This is a genomic window from Piscinibacter sp. XHJ-5, assembly GCF_029855045.1.
Lineage (GTDB): Bacteria > Pseudomonadota > Gammaproteobacteria > Burkholderiales > Burkholderiaceae_C > Albitalea.
In genome coordinates, this window is the sequence record NZ_CP123228.1 from 2,833,481 (window position 1) to 2,849,970 (window position 16,490).

Consider the following 16,490-nt stretch of genomic DNA (forward strand, 5'->3'; position numbering starts at 1 on the left):
TCTGCGCACGGGTCGATTCGCACCACGCTCATCCGCGTCCGTCGGATAGCGCGGGCGCGGCCACGGCGGCTCGACTACCTTGCTTCATACCGGAGCAGGCGCCGGCCACCGGACCCCGAACCACTTCCTGGAGATGACCATGTACCGAACCTTCGCCACTTTGATCGCGGTGCCGGCTGCCCTGTGCATCGCGCCGTTCCCGGCACACGCCCAGGACGCCGAGGCCGCTGCCGTGCGGACCTCGGACGCCGGCTGCGCGAGCGCGGCGACCCTGTCGAATCTGCAAGGCCGCATCGTCGACAAGGCGGTGCAGGGCACCGTCCCACTGCGGCAGTTCGTGTGGCGCACTCGGATGATTTATCAGCTCGACGTGATGGATACCCTCGCATGGATCGACCAACGGCGAGCGGCATTGGCGGCATGCGAGCAGCGCACGGCGCGCGTCGAACCGATTGCAGCAGCTCGCGAGTAGGGTGAGGCGGCCGCCCGACCGGCGGCGCGTATCATGCCTCGCGATGGTCGGGCGCTGACCGTCGGACGCCGCATCCTCGTGGAAAGCACCATGCCCAACGTCGCTCGCCTGTTCGTGTGCCTGTTGTTCGCGTGGCATGGGATCGGCGCCGCGGTCGAGGTCGTGCGGTTTCCGCGCCCGGAGTTCGAGGGAGATCGCCGCTTCGACTACGCGCTGCAGCTGCTCAAGCTCGGACTCTCGAAAACCGGAACGGAGTACCGCGTCGAGCTGGCGCCCATCTCCATGAACCAGGAGCGCCAGGTCGTGGAGCTCGAGGCGGATCGCACGATCGATATCGCCCCGATCCCCAGCTCCGCCGAACGTGAGCAGCGGCTGCTTCCGATCCGCATCCCGATCCAGAAGGGTGTCCTCGGTTGGCGCCTCGGCCTGATTCGCAAGGGCGACCAGGGCCGCTTCGCCGGCGTCAACGCATTGGAGGATCTCAAGCGCGTGCGCCTCGCGCAGGGACAGGAATGGCCCGACACGCAGATCCTGCGGGCCAATGGCATCGATGTGATCACCGCACCGAAGTACGAGGGCTTGTTCAAGATGCTCGTCAGCGAGCGATTCGACTACTTCCCGCGCAGCGTGAACGAGATATGGGACGAGCTCGACAACCACGCCGCAACGCTGGAGGTCGAACCCCGCATCGCCTTGCACTATTACTACGACGCCTACTTCATGGTGAACAAGAAGAACACCAGGCTCGCGGAGAACCTGCGCCAGGGGCTGGAGAAGGCGATCGCCGACGGTTCCTTCGACCGCCTGTTCGACCAGCACCACGGCGAGCGGCTTCGCAAGGCCCGCCTGGACACACGGACCGTCATCGAGCTGAAGAACCCGCTGCTGACGCCGGGCACCCCGTCCGACCGCCCCGAACTCTGGTATCAGTACCGGCCGGGTCCGCCCAAATCGAGGTGATCCCGCGGCGAAGCGGGTGCGCGCACGGCCTCGCCGCGCGTCAGAACGGCCGGTGCGCGTGATCCGCGCCCGGGGTGTCGTCGGCGACCATGGAGGCGCCGGACTCGACGCCGGCCGGCCGGATCCAGCGGGCGAGCGTCGCGAACATGTCGTCGATCCGCAGCGGCTTGGAGATGTGGTCGTTCATTCCCGCGGCCAGCACCTTGTCGCGATCGCTGACCAGCGCGTTGGCGGTCATCGCGATGACCGGCAGCTCGCGCCATTGCGGCTGCTCGCGAATCCGCCGCGTCGCCTCGTAGCCGTCCATGTCGGGCATCTGGCAGTCCATCAGGACGCCGTCGAAGCGCTCGCGTGCGAGCATGGCCAATGCTTCCCGACCGTCGCAAGCCGTGCTGACCCGCACGCCGGCGAGAAGCAGCAGTTCGCTAGCGACCTCGCGGTTGATGGGGTTGTCTTCCACCAGGAGCAGATGTGCTCCGCGCAGCCTTTCCTCGTTCGGGGGGCCCGCGGGCTCGCGCTGCGTGGCACGAGGCGCGGGCAGGGCGGGTGCCGCCTGCGCGGCAGCGAGCATCGGGAACCGCAACTCGAAGCGGAACCTGCTGCCGGCCCCCGGCGTGCTCTCGACCTCGATGTCGCCGCCCATCATGCGCACGAGATGACGGCAGATCGTCAACCCGAGCCCCGTTCCCCCGTAGCGTCGGGTGATCGACGAGTCCCCTTGCGAGAACGGCTGGAAGAGCTTGCCTTGCACCTCGGGTGACATGCCCATCCCGGTGTCACGCACCTCGAAGCGCAGCCGGGCGAATCGCTCGCCGCGCTCGACGAGCCCGACCGTGAACGTGATCTGGCCTCGTTGGGTGAACTTCACCGCATTGCTTCCGAGGTTGAGCAGGACCTGTCGCAAGCGCGACGGATCGCCCACGAGCGCGCCCGGCAGTTGCGGCGGCATGAGCAGCCTCAGTTCCAGCCCCTTGTTCCGGGCGTCGATGTCGACCATGTCGACCACGCTGCTGACGACGTCGTCCAGAACGAACGGGATGGCTTCGATGTCGAGCTTGCCGGCCTCGATCTTCGAGAAGTCGAGGATGTCGTTGATGATCCCGAGCAGCGATTCGGCCGCGTCGTGGATCTTGCGCACGTGGTCCCGATGCTGCGGGCCGACCCCGTCCTGCAAGGCGAGGTAGGACATGCCGAGGATGGCGTTCATCGGCGTGCGGATCTCGTGGCTCATGTGGGCGAGGAACTCGCTCTTGGCTTGGTTGGAGAGTTCGGCCGCCCGCCGTGCTTCGCGATCCGCCTCGGCCTGCCTGCGTGCGGTGATGTCGCGTGCGATGCCGACCGTGCCGGCGACCTTGCCTTCGCCGTCGAGCAGCGCGGTCTTGATGGTCTCGATGAGCGAGATGCTGCCGTCGGCGTTGGCGTGCCTCTCCTCGACGCGCTTGGATCCGCGCAAGTCCATCACTTCGGCGTCGTCCCGCACGTAGCCCTGGCCGAGCTCGGGCGGTGCCGTCTCGAGGTCCGACTTGCCGATCAGCTCGCGAGGGTCCGCAACGCCTTTCGCGCTGGCGAGGGCCCGGTTGACCGCGATGAAGCGGCCGCTGGCATCCTTCACCCAGGCAAGGTCCGGCATGTTGTCCAGGATCGCCGCCATGCGCGCGTTGGCGTTGCGCAGCTCGGTGGCGTGCTGGCGCAGGCGTTCGCGCATCGCATTGAGCGCGTTCGCCAGTTGATCGAGCTCGTCGCCATCGGCGCGTGCGCGGCGCAGCCGCAAGGGCGGCGCATCGGTGTCCGGCGTGACCCTGGCCACGGAGGCGACGATGTCCAGGATGTGCCGGGTCGCCAGGTGGTGCACGACGAACAGGATGAAGAACGCCACCAGGAAGGTCTTGGCCGCGTTGCTGAGCAGGATGACAAGCGCCTGCGCCGCCAGTTCGCGATAGATGTCCGTGAGCGTCGCTTCGACGTGCAGGACACCGATGGCCTTCGGATGATCGCCGCAGCACACCAGCGGGATGTCCTTGATCAGGGCTCTGCGGGCCTGGCGCTCGCCGCGGAACACCGAAAAGCCACGGCCCGAGGGGCTCAGTTCGCGGACTTCGACGGCACGGATGGAGGGCAGGCGCAGCATCCCCTCGAGCTGTTCCTCGAGTTGCCGGCTGTCCAGCGCCCACAGCCCTTCGGCGAGGCTGCGCGAACTGGCCTGTTCGATCTCGGCGAACCGTCCTTCCAGGCGCGCCCGCTCGCTTCGGTAGCTCAGGCTCAGCTGCAGGATCGTCAGGACCAGGGTGACCAGGGTGCTGAACAGCACCACGCGCACCAGCAGCGCCACCGCGATGCCCCCCCGCGGCATGCGCCGTACCGTCTCCAGCCAGCTGCGAAGCGGCTGCGGATCGGAGGCCTGATCGGGAGACGACATGAGTGGAATCTGCAACCCGACCGAGCCCGCTGGTGAAGGCCGCACGGATGCCGGGGAGCATATTCGCAATGGTCGCGGGTCGGTATCGGGTATTACGCCTGACACCGCCAGCCGCGCTGGCCTACGTCACCACGAAGAGCAGCCACACCACCACCGGCGCCAGCAGTGTCACCACCGCGCCATAGGTCATCAGTTGCCGGAAGAAGCGATCGCGGTCGATGCCCTTGGCGTTGGCCAGCACCAGCGCGCCGTTGGTCGAGAACGGGCTGACGTCGACGATCGTCGACGACACCGCCATCGCGGCGATGAAGCCGATGGCGCCGACGCCGGCATCGCCCTGCAGGAAGGGCACGGCCAGCGGGATGAGGCTGCCCAGCACCGCGGTGGACGAAGCAAACGCCGAGATCACGGCGCCGATGAAGCACAGCAGCAGCGCGGCCAGCAGCGGCGACGTGAGCGCGGCGACGCTGTTGCCGACGAAAGCGATGGTGCCCATCTTGTCGAGCACGCTCACGTAGGTGCTGACGCCCACGATGAGCATGATCTCCGGCCACGACACCTGGCCGAGCGCGCGGCGCTGCAGGTTCGGTGCCATGAGGCTGAGCACGAGGCCGATGGTGATGGACATGAAGCCGATGTCCAGCTTGTAGTAAAGCGTCGCGACCGCCAGCGTGACGATGCCGGCCAGCGTGAACAGCCGGTACGCGTGTGCCCCGATCATGGTGCCCGGCACGGCGGGATCGAGCGCCGAGGCGGCGGCCCCCTGTGCCAGGATGCGCTGCTCCTCGCGGAAGGACTCGTCTTCGGCGTCGCCAAAGGCCTGCACGCCCGCTTGCGCGTGCACGACGGTCGGCGTTGTGAACGGCGTGCCGGCGGCTTGAGGTTCGGCGCGGCGCATCAGCCGCAAGCCGCCCATCGCGACGAACAGCAGCAGCGCAACGGCGAGATTCACGCCGAGGCTGGCCAGCATCGTGGCCATCTCGTTCAGCGGCAGTCCGGCGCGTGCCACGATCTTGTTGGTGATGCCGCCATAGATGCTCATCGGCGAGAAGCCGCCGCCTTGCGCGCCGTGGATGATCATCAACCCCATCATCAAGGGACTGATGCCGTGCTTGGCGGCGAAGCCGAGCGCGATCGGCGCGAGGATGGCGACGGCCGCCGGGCTGACGGCGCCCACGCCCGTCAATCCCGCGGCGACGAAGAACATGATCCATGGGATGGCCCAGATGCGGCCGCCCACGGCCCGCACGGCAAGCTGCACGAGCCAGTCGATGGTGCCGTTGTTCTGCGCGAGCGCGAACAGGTAGGTGATGCCCACCAAGGTGAGGAAGAGGTCGGCGGGGTAGCCGGCCATGATGGCCTTCACCTCCATGCCGGCCACCAGCGTGCCGACGGCGAAGGCGCCGACGAAGGCGAGCACGCCCATGTTCACCGGAAGTGCCGTGGCCACCACGAACATCGCGCCGAGCACGACGATCGACCACCAATAACTGTTCATGAAGTCGTCTCCTGGGGTTGTGGCGGCTGCGCCGCTCTGGACACGGGCCTGACGGTAAGGCGGCGGTACGGTGCGATCAATCAACAGCCGCGCGCGACCATTACGCTGCGTGAAACGGTGGTCGACGCCGGAGGGCGCAGCTTCAGCGGCCGCACTGCCGCCGGACCCACTGCACGATGCCCGACGCGCTGCGGAATTCGTCGCACGAGCGAGCGGGGATCTCGGGATGCCGCTCATTCCAGCGACGCGCCAGCGCCTGCCCCGGGCCGAGTTCGAGCACGCACGCCGGCTGCCGCGCATGGAGGTTGTCCATGCACTCGTCCCAGCGCACGGTGCTCGCGATCTGCGCCGCCAGCGCATGGCGCGCCGCTGTGGCGTCGTGCACGCGATCGGCGGCATTGCTGAACAGCGTGATGCGCGGCCGGTGCAGCTCGATGCGTTCGAGCGTGCGCGCGAAGTCGCGCGCCGCATCGACCATCCACGGCGAGTGCGAGGCGACGCCGATGCACAGCCGCGTCGAGCGCGCACCGCGCTGCTCGACGGCCCGCTCGGCGACGTCGAGCGCCGCCAGTGGCCCGGCGAGCACTGCGCTCTGCGGACCGTTGCGTATGGCCAGCGCCAGGCCGGCGGCCGCGCACAGCGCGTCCAGCTCGGCCGATGACAGGCCGGAGACGGCCAGCATGCCGCCCGGCACGCGCTCGCCGCAGCGATCCATCGCCTCGGCTCGCTGCTGCGCCAGTTCGAGCGCCGTGCCGGAATCGAAGACGCCCGCCGCGCCGAACGCCGCCAGCTCGCCGACGCTGTAGCCGGCGATCGCTGACGGCTCAGGCAGTTCACGGGCCAGTTCGTCCCACGCGGCAAGGGCCAGCCCGGTCAGCAGCACCTGCGCCTGAGCGTTTCGCGAGGCCCACTCACCGTCGGCCACCGCGGCGCGCCAGTCGGACACGCCCAGGCGCTTCTGCATGGCGCGGACGATCACGCCGTCGGCCAGCCACGGCAGCATGCCGGGATGCTGCGTGCCTTGCCCCGAGAAGACGAGCGCCAGGCTCATCAGGCATCCCGCTGCCGGGCACGCCCCAATGCTCGAGCCGGCCGCTCATCGTTTCCAGCAGCAGCCGCCAGCACGCCGACGCGCTGCATCCAGCAGGCAGCGGCCAGCGTGTCCGCGGCGCCACCCGGAGACAGTCGGCGGCGAACGAAGTCATCGCCGATGCGCTGCGCCGCCGCGATGCCGTCCGGCCAGGACGCGCCCCCACTCGCCACGAATTCACGGGCCAACCGCTGCGCGTGTCGCAGGCCGTCGAGTCCACCTCGGTGCGCGAGATTGCTGTCGTCGAGCACCGCCATCACCTGGAACAGCGTGTCCAGCATGACGCGGTCGCGCCGACACGCGTGCCTCGCGCCTTGCTCCATGGCCGGTACGGCGGTCTCGAACAGCACCGGAAAGCCCGCCGCGGCTTCGGCCGAGGCGCTGCGCAATCCGTGGCGTTGCGCGGCCAGGCCGCCCGGCAGGGTGGGCGGTCGTCGCGAGCGCATCGAGAGTGCTTCGCCCCAGTGCGCGAGCAGCGTGGCCCGCACGACCGCCGGCGTGGGAGGGTGACCGGCGGTGCCCGCGGCACCCGCCGCCGCGCACAGCAGGCCCAGCATGAAGATCGCCCCTCGATGCGTGTTGATGCCGCCTGTCGCGGCCAGCATGCGTCCTTCGGCCTCGATGCCGCATCGCTGCAGCGACTCGAACGGCACCCGCTGCGCGCCCAGTTCCGCGATGCGCACGAAGTAGCCGCGCAATGCGAAGAGGCTGCGCATGAATGTCCGGGCGTCCATGTCGTCGTGGCTGCCGCGATCGACGAGGGTGACGAGCCCGGGCTTCGGCGAGAGCGCCAGCTCGTCGTAGAGCGCCAGCGTGGCCGCCCGCCCGATGGCCTGCGGCGGCAGCGCGATCGCGCGTGCCACGTGCGCAGAGGAGGCGACGGACCCCGTGCCGCTTCGAAGCGGCCGTGCGGCGACGCTCATGCCGCGAGCTCCATGCCGACCAGGTCGCCCTGCAGCGAGCAGCCCTCCAGGCGCTTGACCAGCACGGCGCGGCTCAGGCCGGCGCGCCAGGCGAGCCATTCGCGCCAGGCGACCGCGCCACCGTCCGGGAACACCAGCTCCCCGTCCAGCCGCGGCTGGTGGTGCGCATGAGCCTCGAGAAGCGCCACCACCTGGTCGGCCTGGTCCGCGTGTTCGACGTGCAGGCAAAGGTCGATGTCGGATCCCGCGTGCAGATGATCGAGGCCGGTGAGCCGCTGCCAGCCATGGCTGCCGTGCACGCGTGCGAGTGCACCGCGATCGGCGAGGGCCGCGCACAGCTGCGGCCAGTCGCCACGGACTTTCGCCGGCAGCAAGGTCCGGATCTGCTCGGCGCGCGGGAATTCGTCGAACCAGGACACGTCATGGCGCGACACGACCAGCGCCAGCCGCCGGCGCTCCCAACGACCGGGCGCTGGCAGCCCCAGCGCGATGCCACCGGCAGTGCGCACCTCCGGCAACTGCCGGGTCACCACCAAGGGGAGATCGTGCGACGCCCAGTGTGCAAGGCACGCCGCGCCGGTCGCGTCCCAGGGGCGCTGGCGCACGCGCTGCCATCCCTCGCGGGTCAGCCGCACGAGCTGGTGGCGGTGCAGCGGCGGCATGGCCGGGTCGCCTTCAGGCCGCGTCGAGCACGCGCTGGGCCACGGACGCGGCGAGCCGACGGCCGCCGCGCGCCGCCCCGTCCTCGGCGCGCCGGTCCTCGTGAGGGGCCTCGCGCAGCGCCTCTCGCAGCTCGGCCCGCAAGTCGCCGCGCCAGAGCTTGCGAACGCCGCCCATCGCGACGTAGTTGTCGACGCCGGGCGCGAACACCGGGTTGGCTTGCGACAGCTGCGTGAGAAGCGTCTCGGGCAGCTTGGTGACGCGTGCCATGGCGGGAATGCGCATGACGCGGATCTCGGCTTCGGGAAGCGCATCGCACGCGTCGGCGATCAGGCCGGAGGTGATGAACCCGCCCGACAGGGCCTGGTCGTACACCAGCCCCAGCACCCGGTGATGGCGCCGCCGGGCCAGGTCGATCGTCATGCCCAGATGCGCCATGGCGCGATTGATGCCGAGCAGCTCGTCGCGGCGGCGCAGCTGCTGCCCCTGCGTGTCGATCAGCAGCAGGATGGGCCGGCCGGGGTGCTGCGCCATCGTGTCGAGCACCGCACGCGCCTGGGCCAGCGCGAGACGCACCCCGATGGGCGCGTGGTCGGTGGTGCCGATGATCGTCAGCGCCTGTCCGTCGAAGGTGGCGGTGCCCGACAGGTAGTCGGCGTCCTGGCGGATGTCGTGATCGGTGCCGAACAGCTCGGTCACGAGGGAGTTCCAGTTCATCGTGCTGCCTCCAGGGCGGGACGCAGCGCGCGCACCTCGTCCACGTCGAGGTCGCTCACGCGCGCCGCGTCGGAAATGCCCAGGCGCGACCACAGCGCCACGGCATCGTCGCCCTCGAATGCCTCGTCGAGCAGCGCGAGCCGGGCGGCGAGCAGCGCATGCTCGGCCTCCAGGCTGGCGAGCGTCACCGGGGCCGCCGCATCGAGCGAGTCGATCGCCGCCGCGCGAAACGCGGCCACGTCGTCCTCGACCAGCACATCGCAGTCGCCGGTGAGCCAGCGGTGCTTGCCGCCGGTGGTGCGCCACACGAGGGCGCGGTCGCGAGCGTCGAACTCGTCGACGCCGTGCGAGGCTTCGATCACCTCGGGCCCGGACATGGACAGGCGGCCGACGTCGCTCATCACGACACAGTCCGCGCAGCGGGCCACGATGCCCATGCCGCCGAAGCAACCGTTGGCGCCGCCGATGAGCACGACGACCGGGATGCCGGCGGCCCGCACATCGAGCAGCGCTCGCATCACTTCGGACACGGCGATGAGCCCCGCGTTCGCTTCGTGCAGCCGCACGCCGCCGGACTCGGCCAGCAGCAGCACCGCATCCGGCCGGTCGCGCAGCGCGCGCCGCAGCAGCCCGACGAGCTTCGCGCCGTGGACCTCGCCGACGCCACCGCCCATGAACTCGCCTTCCTGCGCGGCCACGTAGATCGGACGGCCCGCCAGCGTGGCGCGGCCGATCGCGACGCCGTCGTCGAATGAAGACGGCACGCCCAGCTGCGCAAGATGCGGGCTGGTCAGCCGCTCCGCCGGCGGCAGCCACTCGTGGAAGCTCCCCGGGTCGAGCAGGCGCTGCAGGCGCTCGCGCGCCGAGCATTCGGCGTAGGAGACGGTCGTCATGTCGTCAGCTCCGAAATCGCCTGGTCCAGGCGCAGGCTCACCACGGCCGGCGTGGCGCCCATGTCGTTGATCGAGACGCGCACGCCGGCCAAAGGGTGGCGTGCGTGGAAATCGTGCACCACCGCGGCCCAGATCACGCCGAAGCCGCGCGCGGAGGTCTCGATGCGGACGGTGCAGTCCGGCCCGGGCGCGGGCTCGACCAGCACTTCGAGATTGCCCGATCCCACGACGCCGACGAGCACCGGCGCGAAGTCGCCGGCAGGCCGCTGTCCGGGAAACACGTATTCGAGGGTCTCGAGCCCCGGTGCGATGTCTTTCATGGGTCTCTTCTCCCGATGTCACCAGTGGCGAAAGCGCTTCGGCGGCTGGTAGAGGCCGTGCGAAGCGCGGACCAGGTCGCGCATGCTGCGCGCGGCGAGCAGGTTGCGCGTGGCATCCCGCGGATCGATGCCGAGATCGTGCGGGCGCCGGATGATGCCGCGGTCACGCAGGTTCTCCACCATGCGGCGATCGCGCGCCAGGCCGACGGCGGTGTAGCCGGCGACGCCGCGGATCGCCTGCTCCCGCTCGGCGTCGCTGCGGCACAGCAGCAGGTTGGCGATGCCTTCTTCCGTGAGCACGTGCGTGACGTCATCGCCGTAGATCATGATCGGCGGCAGGTCCATGCCGGCTTGCTCCTGCAGCGTCCAGGCGTCGAGCCGCTCGACGAACGCCGGCTGCATGTGCTCGCGAAAGGTCTCGACCATCTGGACGACGAGCTTCTGCCCGCGCGGCGTCCCGGCAGCGCCGCTGCGCCCGGCACGGGCCTGTTGGCCGGCCTTCAGCCAGGCCGCGCTGGCGTGGCGGCGCCCTCGCGCATCGGCGCCCATGTTGGGCGCCCCGCCGAAGCCGGCGATGCGGCCCAGGGTGGCCGTGGAGCTGTTGCCGTCCAGATCCATTTGCAGCGTCGAGCCGATGAACAGGTCGCAGGCGTAGTGGCCGGCTGCCTGGCAGAAGGCACGATTGCTGCGCAAGCTGCCGTCGGCACCGGTGAAGAAGACGTCGGAGCGAGCGCGGATGTAGTCCTCCATGCCGAGCTCCGAGCCGAAGGAATGCACCGACTCGACCCACCCCGCCTCGATCGCGGGGATGAGCGCCGGATGCGGGTTCAGCGCCCAGTGCCGGCAGATCTTTCCTTTCAGCCCGAGCGACTCGCCGTACGTCGGCAGCAGCAGCTCGATGGCGGCGGTGTCGAAGCCGATGCCGTGGTTGAGACGCTGCACGCCGTACTCGGCGTAGATGCCCTTGATGGCCATCATCGCCATCAGCACCTGCACCTCGCTGATCTGCGCGGGGTCGCGGGTGAACAGCGGCTCGATGAAGTTGGGCCGCGGGGCACGCACGACGAAGTCGACCCAGTCGGCGGGCACGTCGACGCGCGGCAGCGTGGTGCTGCGCCCGTCCACCAGCTCGTTGACTTGCGCGATCACGATGCCGCCCGAAAAGGCAGTGGCTTCGACGATGGCCGGCGTGTCTTCGGTGTTCGGACCGGTGTACAGGTTGCCCTCGGCATCCGCCGCGTGCGCGGCCACCAGCGCCACCTTCGGCGTGAGGTCGACGAAGTAGCGCGCGAACAGCTCCAGGTAGGTGTGGATGGCGCCGATCTCGATGCGGTTGGCCGAGACCAGCTTCGCCAGGCGCGCGCCCTGCGGGCCCGAGAAGCTGAAGTCGAGCCGGCGCGCCACGCCGTTCTCGAAGATGTCCAGGTGCTCGGGCAGGGCCAGCACCGACTGCACCATGTGCAGGTCGTGCACCCGCTGCGGATCCAGCTGCACCAGCGCCCTGGCGAGGAAGTCGGCCTGCTTCTGGTTGTTGCCTTCCAGGCAGACCCGGTCGCCCGGCTCCAGCGTGGCCTCGAGCAGTGCGCCGATCCCGTCGGTGGCCACCTGCTTGCCCACCAGCCGCCCGCCGAGTTCCCGCCGTGCCCTTGCCAGCCGGTCGGCACGGTTGACGGCCTTGGTGTTCCAGTTGATGCGGTCCATGAGGCGAACGGTATCGGACGCGCCCGACCGGATCAATCAACCTGGATCCAGGACCTTTACGCCGACCGGAACGGTCGGCGGCGCATCAGTTGAGCCCGGCCTTGACCTTGCGGCTTGCCGCCAGCAAGGCCAGCAGGTTCGGATCACGCTCGCGCGAGCGCAGGAAGCTCACCGCGATCTGCTGGCGGATGCGGTACTTCTCGGACAGCGGCACCAGCTTGACGCCGGCCGGGAGCACGCCCCGCACACGACCCGGCAGCAGCGTGCAGCCGATGCCGCCGCCCACGAGGTTCATCAGCGAGAAGATGTCGCCGGTGCGCATGACGACCGTCGGAGTGAATCCGGCCATGCGGAAGGCGTCGATGAAGCCGCTGTAGGTCACGAAGCCTTCGGTGAGGCTGACGAAGCGTTCGTCCGCGCACGTGCCCAGGTCCACTTCCCCTCGTCCCGCGAGCGCCGACGTGGCCGGCGCCGCGAAGAAGATGTCGTCTTCGAACAGCGGCTGCGACTCGATGTCCGATCCGCCCTCGGGCAGTCCCATGAGACAGGCGTCGATGGCACCGTCGCGCAGCTTGCGCAGCAGGTCTTCGTTCGAGCCGAGCACGAGCTCGGTCTGGATGTCCGGCTTGCGCAGCTTCAGCTCCATGACGAGCGCCGGCAGGGTACCGCTGGTCAGCGAATAGAGCGAGCCGATGCGGATGCGGTCGGCGGCGTAGCCGGCCAGCTCGCGCGTGGACCGGATCCCTTCGGCCATCGTGCGCAGCACGTCGCGCGCGACGTCGGCCAGCGCGTGTGCCGCGTCGTTCGGCTGCAGGTTGCGGCCTTCGAGGCGAAAGAGCTTGCACCGCGTGCCTGTCTCCAGCGAGTGCAGCGCACGGTGGACGCTCACCGCGCTCACGCCGAGCTGCTCCGCCGCCCGCGTGAGGTTGCCGGTCTCCATGAAGGCGAGCAGGATCTCGAGCTTGCGGAACGTGATCTCTTCGTCGATGCGAGGCAGCATGGTCGGCCCGTTGGACGGATTGCCGCAGGTTACCTCGTCCCGGGTCGATGGGCGTGCAGGTGCAGGTCCATCGCATCAGCCGCGGAACACGTGGCGATCGAGCGACGACTGCTTCATCTCGATCGAATAGCCGGGCCGGCTCGGCGGCATGTACGCCGCCCCGCGCACGACGCAGGGGTCGACGAAGTGCTCGTGCAGGTGGTCGACGTACTCGATCACGCGGCCTTCCTTGGTCCCGGCGATGCAGAGGTAGTCGATCATCGACAGGTGCTGCACGTACTCGCACAGGCCGACGCCGCCGGCGTGCGGGCACACCTTCAGGCCGTGCCGGGCGGCCATGAGCATGACGGCCAGCACCTCGTTGACGCCGCCGAGCCGGCAGGCGTCGATCTGCACCACATCCACCGCGCCGCGCATGATGAACTGCTTGAACATGATGCGGTTCTGGCACATCTCGCCGGTGGCCACCTGCATGGCGCCACGCATCGCGTCGCGGATGCGGCGATGACCCTCGACGTCGTCGGGGCTGGTCGGCTCCTCGATGAACCACGGCTTCGCGAAGCGCAGGTCCTGGAGCCAGTCGATGGCCTGGTCGACGTCCCACACCTGGTTCGCATCGATCATGAGCTGCCGGTCCGGGCCGAGCACCTCGCGCGCGATGCGCAGGCGGCGCACGTCGTCGGCGCGGTCACGGCCGACCTTGAGCTTGATGTGCGAGAAGCCGGCATCGACCGCTTCCTGCGCAAGTCGGCGCAGCTTCTCGTCGTCGTAGCCCAGCCAGCCGGCCGACGTCGTGTAGCAGGGATAGCCGTTCGCGAGCAGGTCGGCGAGTCGCTCGGCCTTGCCGTTCGCGCGCTCGTGCAGCAGCGCCAGCGCCGCATCGGGGGTGATGCAGTCGGTGATGTAGCGGAAGTCGATGCAGCGCACCAGCTGCTCGGGCGACATGTCGGCCACCAGGCGCCAGACGGGCTTGCCTTCGGCCTTGGCCCACAGGTCCCAGGCCGCGTTCACGACCGCGCCCGTGGCCAGGTGGATCACGCCCTTGTCCGGCCCGATCCAGCGCAGCTGGCTGTCCGAGGTGACGTGGCGCCAGAAGCGGCCCATGTCCGCGGCGATCCACTCCAGATCGAGGCCGACCAGGAGATGGCGCATCGCCTCGATCGCCGCGCAGCAGATGTCGTTGCCGCGCCCGATGGTGAAGGTGAGACCGTGCCCCTCGAGGCCGGGTTGATCGGTCTCCAGGACCACATAGGCCGCCGAGTAGTCCGGGTCCGCGTTCATCGCGTCGGAGCCGTCGAGGTGCTGCGAGGTGGGAAAGCGCACGTCGAGCACGCGCAGGGAGCGGATCGTGGTCATGGTGGTCGTTGTCGCTGACGCGGGTGGAAGGCGTGCTGCTCAAGCCTGGGCGACACGCTGGCGCCGGACGCCCAGGCCATCGATGATGCACACGAACCTGTCCGCCTGGTCCACGCAGGGTCGAAGGCGCGGCTCGATGGCCAGCGCATTGCCGAGCGTGCGGTCGGCGACCGGCGCGCGGTCGTGCCATTGTGGCGCGACCGCCGGCTCTCACTCGTGGTGGTGACGGTCCGGCCTGTGCCGGCGATAGAACGCGAGGGCGTTCTTGAACATCACCTTGTCGCGCACCTCGGTGCCCATCGGGGCGAGGTATTCCTCGGCGATGGCGATCTGCGCCTCGAAGGTGCCGTGCAAGCCGATCACCGGCCAGTTGCTGCCCCAGATCAGGCGGTCGGCGCCGAAAGCGGTCATCAGCACGTCGAAGTGCGCCTTGTACGAGGCGAGGTCGGTCGGGGACGGGAAGACCACGTCGCCTGGGGCGTACATGTCATAGAACGACGAGAACTTCATGTGCACGTTCGGGCAGACGTCGGCGAGTCGGCGAATCTCCAGTTCCCACGTGGGATCGACAGGCGGGGGACCCTTGGCGCCACCCAGGTGGTCGATGATGATGCGCAGGTCGGGCACCGCAGTGCACAGCGCCTGCACCTGATCCTTCGGGTTCTTCGTCCCTCGGCTGATGATGTCGAGCGTCATGCCGCGCCGTGCCAGGTCGCGCAGGCTGGCCAGCTGTGCCGGGCTGAGCGTGATGCCTTCGGCCGGACCCGTGAGATAGCCGCGGATTCCCACGAAGCGCGGGTCGCGCGCGAAACGCGCCAGGTCGCGGGCGAAGGTCGATGCGCCGATCTCGAGGTTGCCGACGAAGAACGAATAGAACCTGTCGTGCCGGACCAGGTCGAGGATCCACTGGTTGTCTTCGACGATGCCGCTCGCTTCCACGATCCCGGCCGTCACGATGCCGTTGGCCCGGGCGATGGCGGTGTACTCCGGCGGCAGCACGTCGCGGAAGATCGGCCCTTCCGCAGGCGTCGGCCACGGCACGCCGCCGGGTCGCGTGACCTGCCAGAAGTGAATATGGGTCTCGACGATGGGCCGCTTGCCAGGAGGCGCCCGGCGTTCGGCCTGCTCGACCGCAGCGCGCAGCGCACGGTCATCGGCATCGTCGTGCGCGCCCGCCGTGGGTGCCCAGGTCATGCTCAGCAATGCCGCCGCCGCGGCGGCCCAGCGCACAAAGCCTTTCCTCACTGTGCCCGTCATTTGCGTCTCCTTGTCAGGTGGGTCCGGGTGCTGCTCGAGCGCGAAGGTGAAACGTCCTCGGTTGCCGTCGACACCGTGAAGATCGGCATGGGACATCCGTGGCGGTGCCTCGAGCACGAACACCGCCGCGAGTCGATCGAGCCTCAGCCGTGGAACTTCTTGTGGATCGCCGCGAGCAGACCGTTGGTGGTGTTCGTCTGGATCCACTCGTTGATCCATCCCTGCAGCTTGGCCTCTCCCTTGCGCATGCCGATGCCCAGCGGGAAGCCCTTCATGACGAACTTGACCTCGATGTCACGCTGGGGGGCGCTGTCGCGGATCGTCTTGACGAGTGCCGGTGACGTGGCGACAACCTCCACCTGGCCGCTGGCGACGGCCGTGATCAGCGTCGCGTCGTCGTCGAAGCGAACGATCTGCGCGCCCTTGGCCCCCTCGGTCGCGAGCTTGTCGTTCGTCGTGCCGCGCGTGGTCGCCACCCGCTTGCCCGCCAGGTCTTCGAATCCCTTGATGGGGACGTTTTTCGGACCCGCGATCACGGACAGGATCTGCGCGTAAGGCACGGAGAAGTCGATGACCTTCTCGCGCTCGGGCGTGACCGACAGCGACGAGACCACGATGTCCGCCTTGCCGGTCTGCAGGAAGGGGATGCGGTTGGCGCCGGTCGTCTGCACGATCTCGAGTTCGACCCCGAGGTCCTTGGCCAGCAGGCGCGCGGTCTCGACGTCGGAGCCGGTGGGGTTCATCTGCCCGTCGGTCATGCCGTACGGCGGCACGCCGAGATCGATGGCGATGCGGATCTTCTTCGCGGCCTTGATGTCGTCGAACAGGTCGGCATGCGCGCTGGCCATGGCGGCGACGGCGGCGAGCGCCACAGTGCACTTGAGCAACGTGGAACGACGGATCATCGTGGGTCTCCTTGCAGTGGTGGACAACGGACACCAGCCTCGCAGGCTGTTGCCCCGGAACAAGCACAGCTCTTCTTTTTTGTGTGTGCAGCGTCGACGCGGTCGACCTTCGAGCCCTGCGACGGGGGACTCCGGTCGTCGCGTTCGATCGGGCTTTTTGGTCAGGCCACCTTGGTAAGGCCAATATAGTCACGTCGCAAAGCGGCCTGACCAGTGGAAACCCTCGACGCTGGAATCGCGTCACCCCGTGCATGCGGGATGCCGCTCGCAGCCGACTGTCGAGGGGCGGGGGCCGCACGCTTGCGGCGTCCTGTTGCCCAGG

The 16,490-nt window shown here is 69.1% G+C and carries 15 protein-coding genes; 2 read left to right on the forward strand and 13 right to left on the reverse strand.

Going from position 1 to position 16,490, the window contains the following annotated elements; translation table 11 throughout:
* Positions 1-139: 139 nt before the first annotated feature.
* Positions 140-472 carry a hypothetical protein gene (locus P7V53_RS13350; RefSeq protein WP_280155956.1) on the forward strand — a complete coding sequence of 111 codons (333 nt, stop codon included), beginning with the start codon at positions 140-142 and terminating at the stop codon, positions 470-472.
* A 33-nt stretch (positions 473-505) separates the two neighbouring features.
* On the forward strand, positions 506-1,432 hold the full coding sequence (locus P7V53_RS13355; RefSeq protein WP_280155957.1) for a transporter substrate-binding domain-containing protein: 927 nt from the start codon (positions 506-508) through the stop codon (positions 1,430-1,432).
* 40 nt (positions 1,433-1,472) lie between these two features.
* On the opposite strand, the gene P7V53_RS13360 is transcribed toward P7V53_RS13355, so the two are convergent.
* The 13 genes from P7V53_RS13360 to P7V53_RS13420 all read right to left on the reverse strand — a co-directional run bounded on the left by P7V53_RS13360 (position 1,473) and on the right by P7V53_RS13420 (position 16,168).
* Positions 1,473-3,953 (reverse strand): ATP-binding protein, encoded by a 2,481-nt coding sequence (locus P7V53_RS13360; protein ID WP_280155958.1) that lies wholly within the window; start codon positions 3,951-3,953, stop codon positions 1,473-1,475.
* A gap of 16 nt (positions 3,954-3,969) precedes the next feature.
* Positions 3,970-5,346, reverse strand: coding sequence for an SLC13 family permease (locus tag P7V53_RS13365; protein WP_280155959.1), 1,377 nt, complete (start codon positions 5,344-5,346; stop codon positions 3,970-3,972).
* 142 nt (positions 5,347-5,488) lie between these two features.
* Positions 5,489-6,397: an acyltransferase domain-containing protein gene (locus P7V53_RS13370; protein ID WP_280155960.1), complete on the reverse strand. Its 909-nt coding sequence runs from the start codon at positions 6,395-6,397 to the stop codon at positions 5,489-5,491.
* Positions 6,397-7,359 carry a triphosphoribosyl-dephospho-CoA synthase MdcB gene (gene mdcB, locus P7V53_RS13375; protein ID WP_280155961.1) on the reverse strand — a complete coding sequence of 321 codons (963 nt, stop codon included), beginning with the start codon at positions 7,357-7,359 and terminating at the stop codon, positions 6,397-6,399. Before mdcB ends, P7V53_RS13370 begins: the two co-directional genes overlap by 1 nt.
* The gene (mdcG, locus tag P7V53_RS13380; protein WP_280155962.1) at positions 7,356-8,021 is read right to left on the reverse strand and encodes a malonate decarboxylase holo-[acyl-carrier-protein] synthase; all 666 of its coding nucleotides are present in this window, start codon (positions 8,019-8,021) and stop codon (positions 7,356-7,358) included. Before mdcG ends, mdcB begins: the two co-directional genes overlap by 4 nt.
* A gap of 13 nt (positions 8,022-8,034) precedes the next feature.
* A complete protein-coding gene (locus P7V53_RS13385; RefSeq protein WP_280155963.1) occupies positions 8,035-8,736 on the reverse strand; it encodes a biotin-independent malonate decarboxylase subunit gamma in 702 nt (233 codons plus the stop codon).
* Positions 8,733-9,629: a biotin-independent malonate decarboxylase subunit beta gene (locus P7V53_RS13390; protein WP_280155964.1), complete on the reverse strand. Its 897-nt coding sequence runs from the start codon at positions 9,627-9,629 to the stop codon at positions 8,733-8,735. The genes P7V53_RS13385 and P7V53_RS13390 overlap by 4 nt, the downstream gene beginning before the upstream one ends.
* Positions 9,626-9,949, reverse strand: a complete 324-nt coding sequence (gene mdcC, locus P7V53_RS13395; RefSeq protein ID WP_280155965.1) for a malonate decarboxylase acyl carrier protein — start codon at positions 9,947-9,949, stop codon at positions 9,626-9,628. The genes P7V53_RS13390 and mdcC overlap by 4 nt, the downstream gene beginning before the upstream one ends.
* Before the next feature lie 18 nt (positions 9,950-9,967).
* Positions 9,968-11,650 carry a malonate decarboxylase subunit alpha gene (gene mdcA, locus P7V53_RS13400; protein ID WP_280155966.1) on the reverse strand — a complete coding sequence of 561 codons (1,683 nt, stop codon included), beginning with the start codon at positions 11,648-11,650 and terminating at the stop codon, positions 9,968-9,970.
* Positions 11,651-11,735: 85 nt separating this feature from the next.
* Positions 11,736-12,650: a LysR family transcriptional regulator gene (locus P7V53_RS13405; RefSeq protein WP_280155967.1), complete on the reverse strand. Its 915-nt coding sequence runs from the start codon at positions 12,648-12,650 to the stop codon at positions 11,736-11,738.
* A gap of 75 nt (positions 12,651-12,725) precedes the next feature.
* Positions 12,726-14,006 carry an L-fuconate dehydratase gene (locus P7V53_RS13410; RefSeq protein ID WP_280155968.1) on the reverse strand — a complete coding sequence of 427 codons (1,281 nt, stop codon included), beginning with the start codon at positions 14,004-14,006 and terminating at the stop codon, positions 12,726-12,728.
* A 210-nt stretch (positions 14,007-14,216) separates the two neighbouring features.
* Positions 14,217-15,263: an amidohydrolase family protein gene (locus P7V53_RS13415; RefSeq protein WP_280155969.1), complete on the reverse strand. Its 1,047-nt coding sequence runs from the start codon at positions 15,261-15,263 to the stop codon at positions 14,217-14,219.
* Between the two features lie 143 nt (positions 15,264-15,406).
* Entirely contained in the window at positions 15,407-16,168 is a 762-nt protein-coding gene (locus tag P7V53_RS13420; protein ID WP_280155970.1) for a transporter substrate-binding domain-containing protein, read from the reverse strand.
* Positions 16,169-16,490 lie beyond the last annotated feature (322 nt).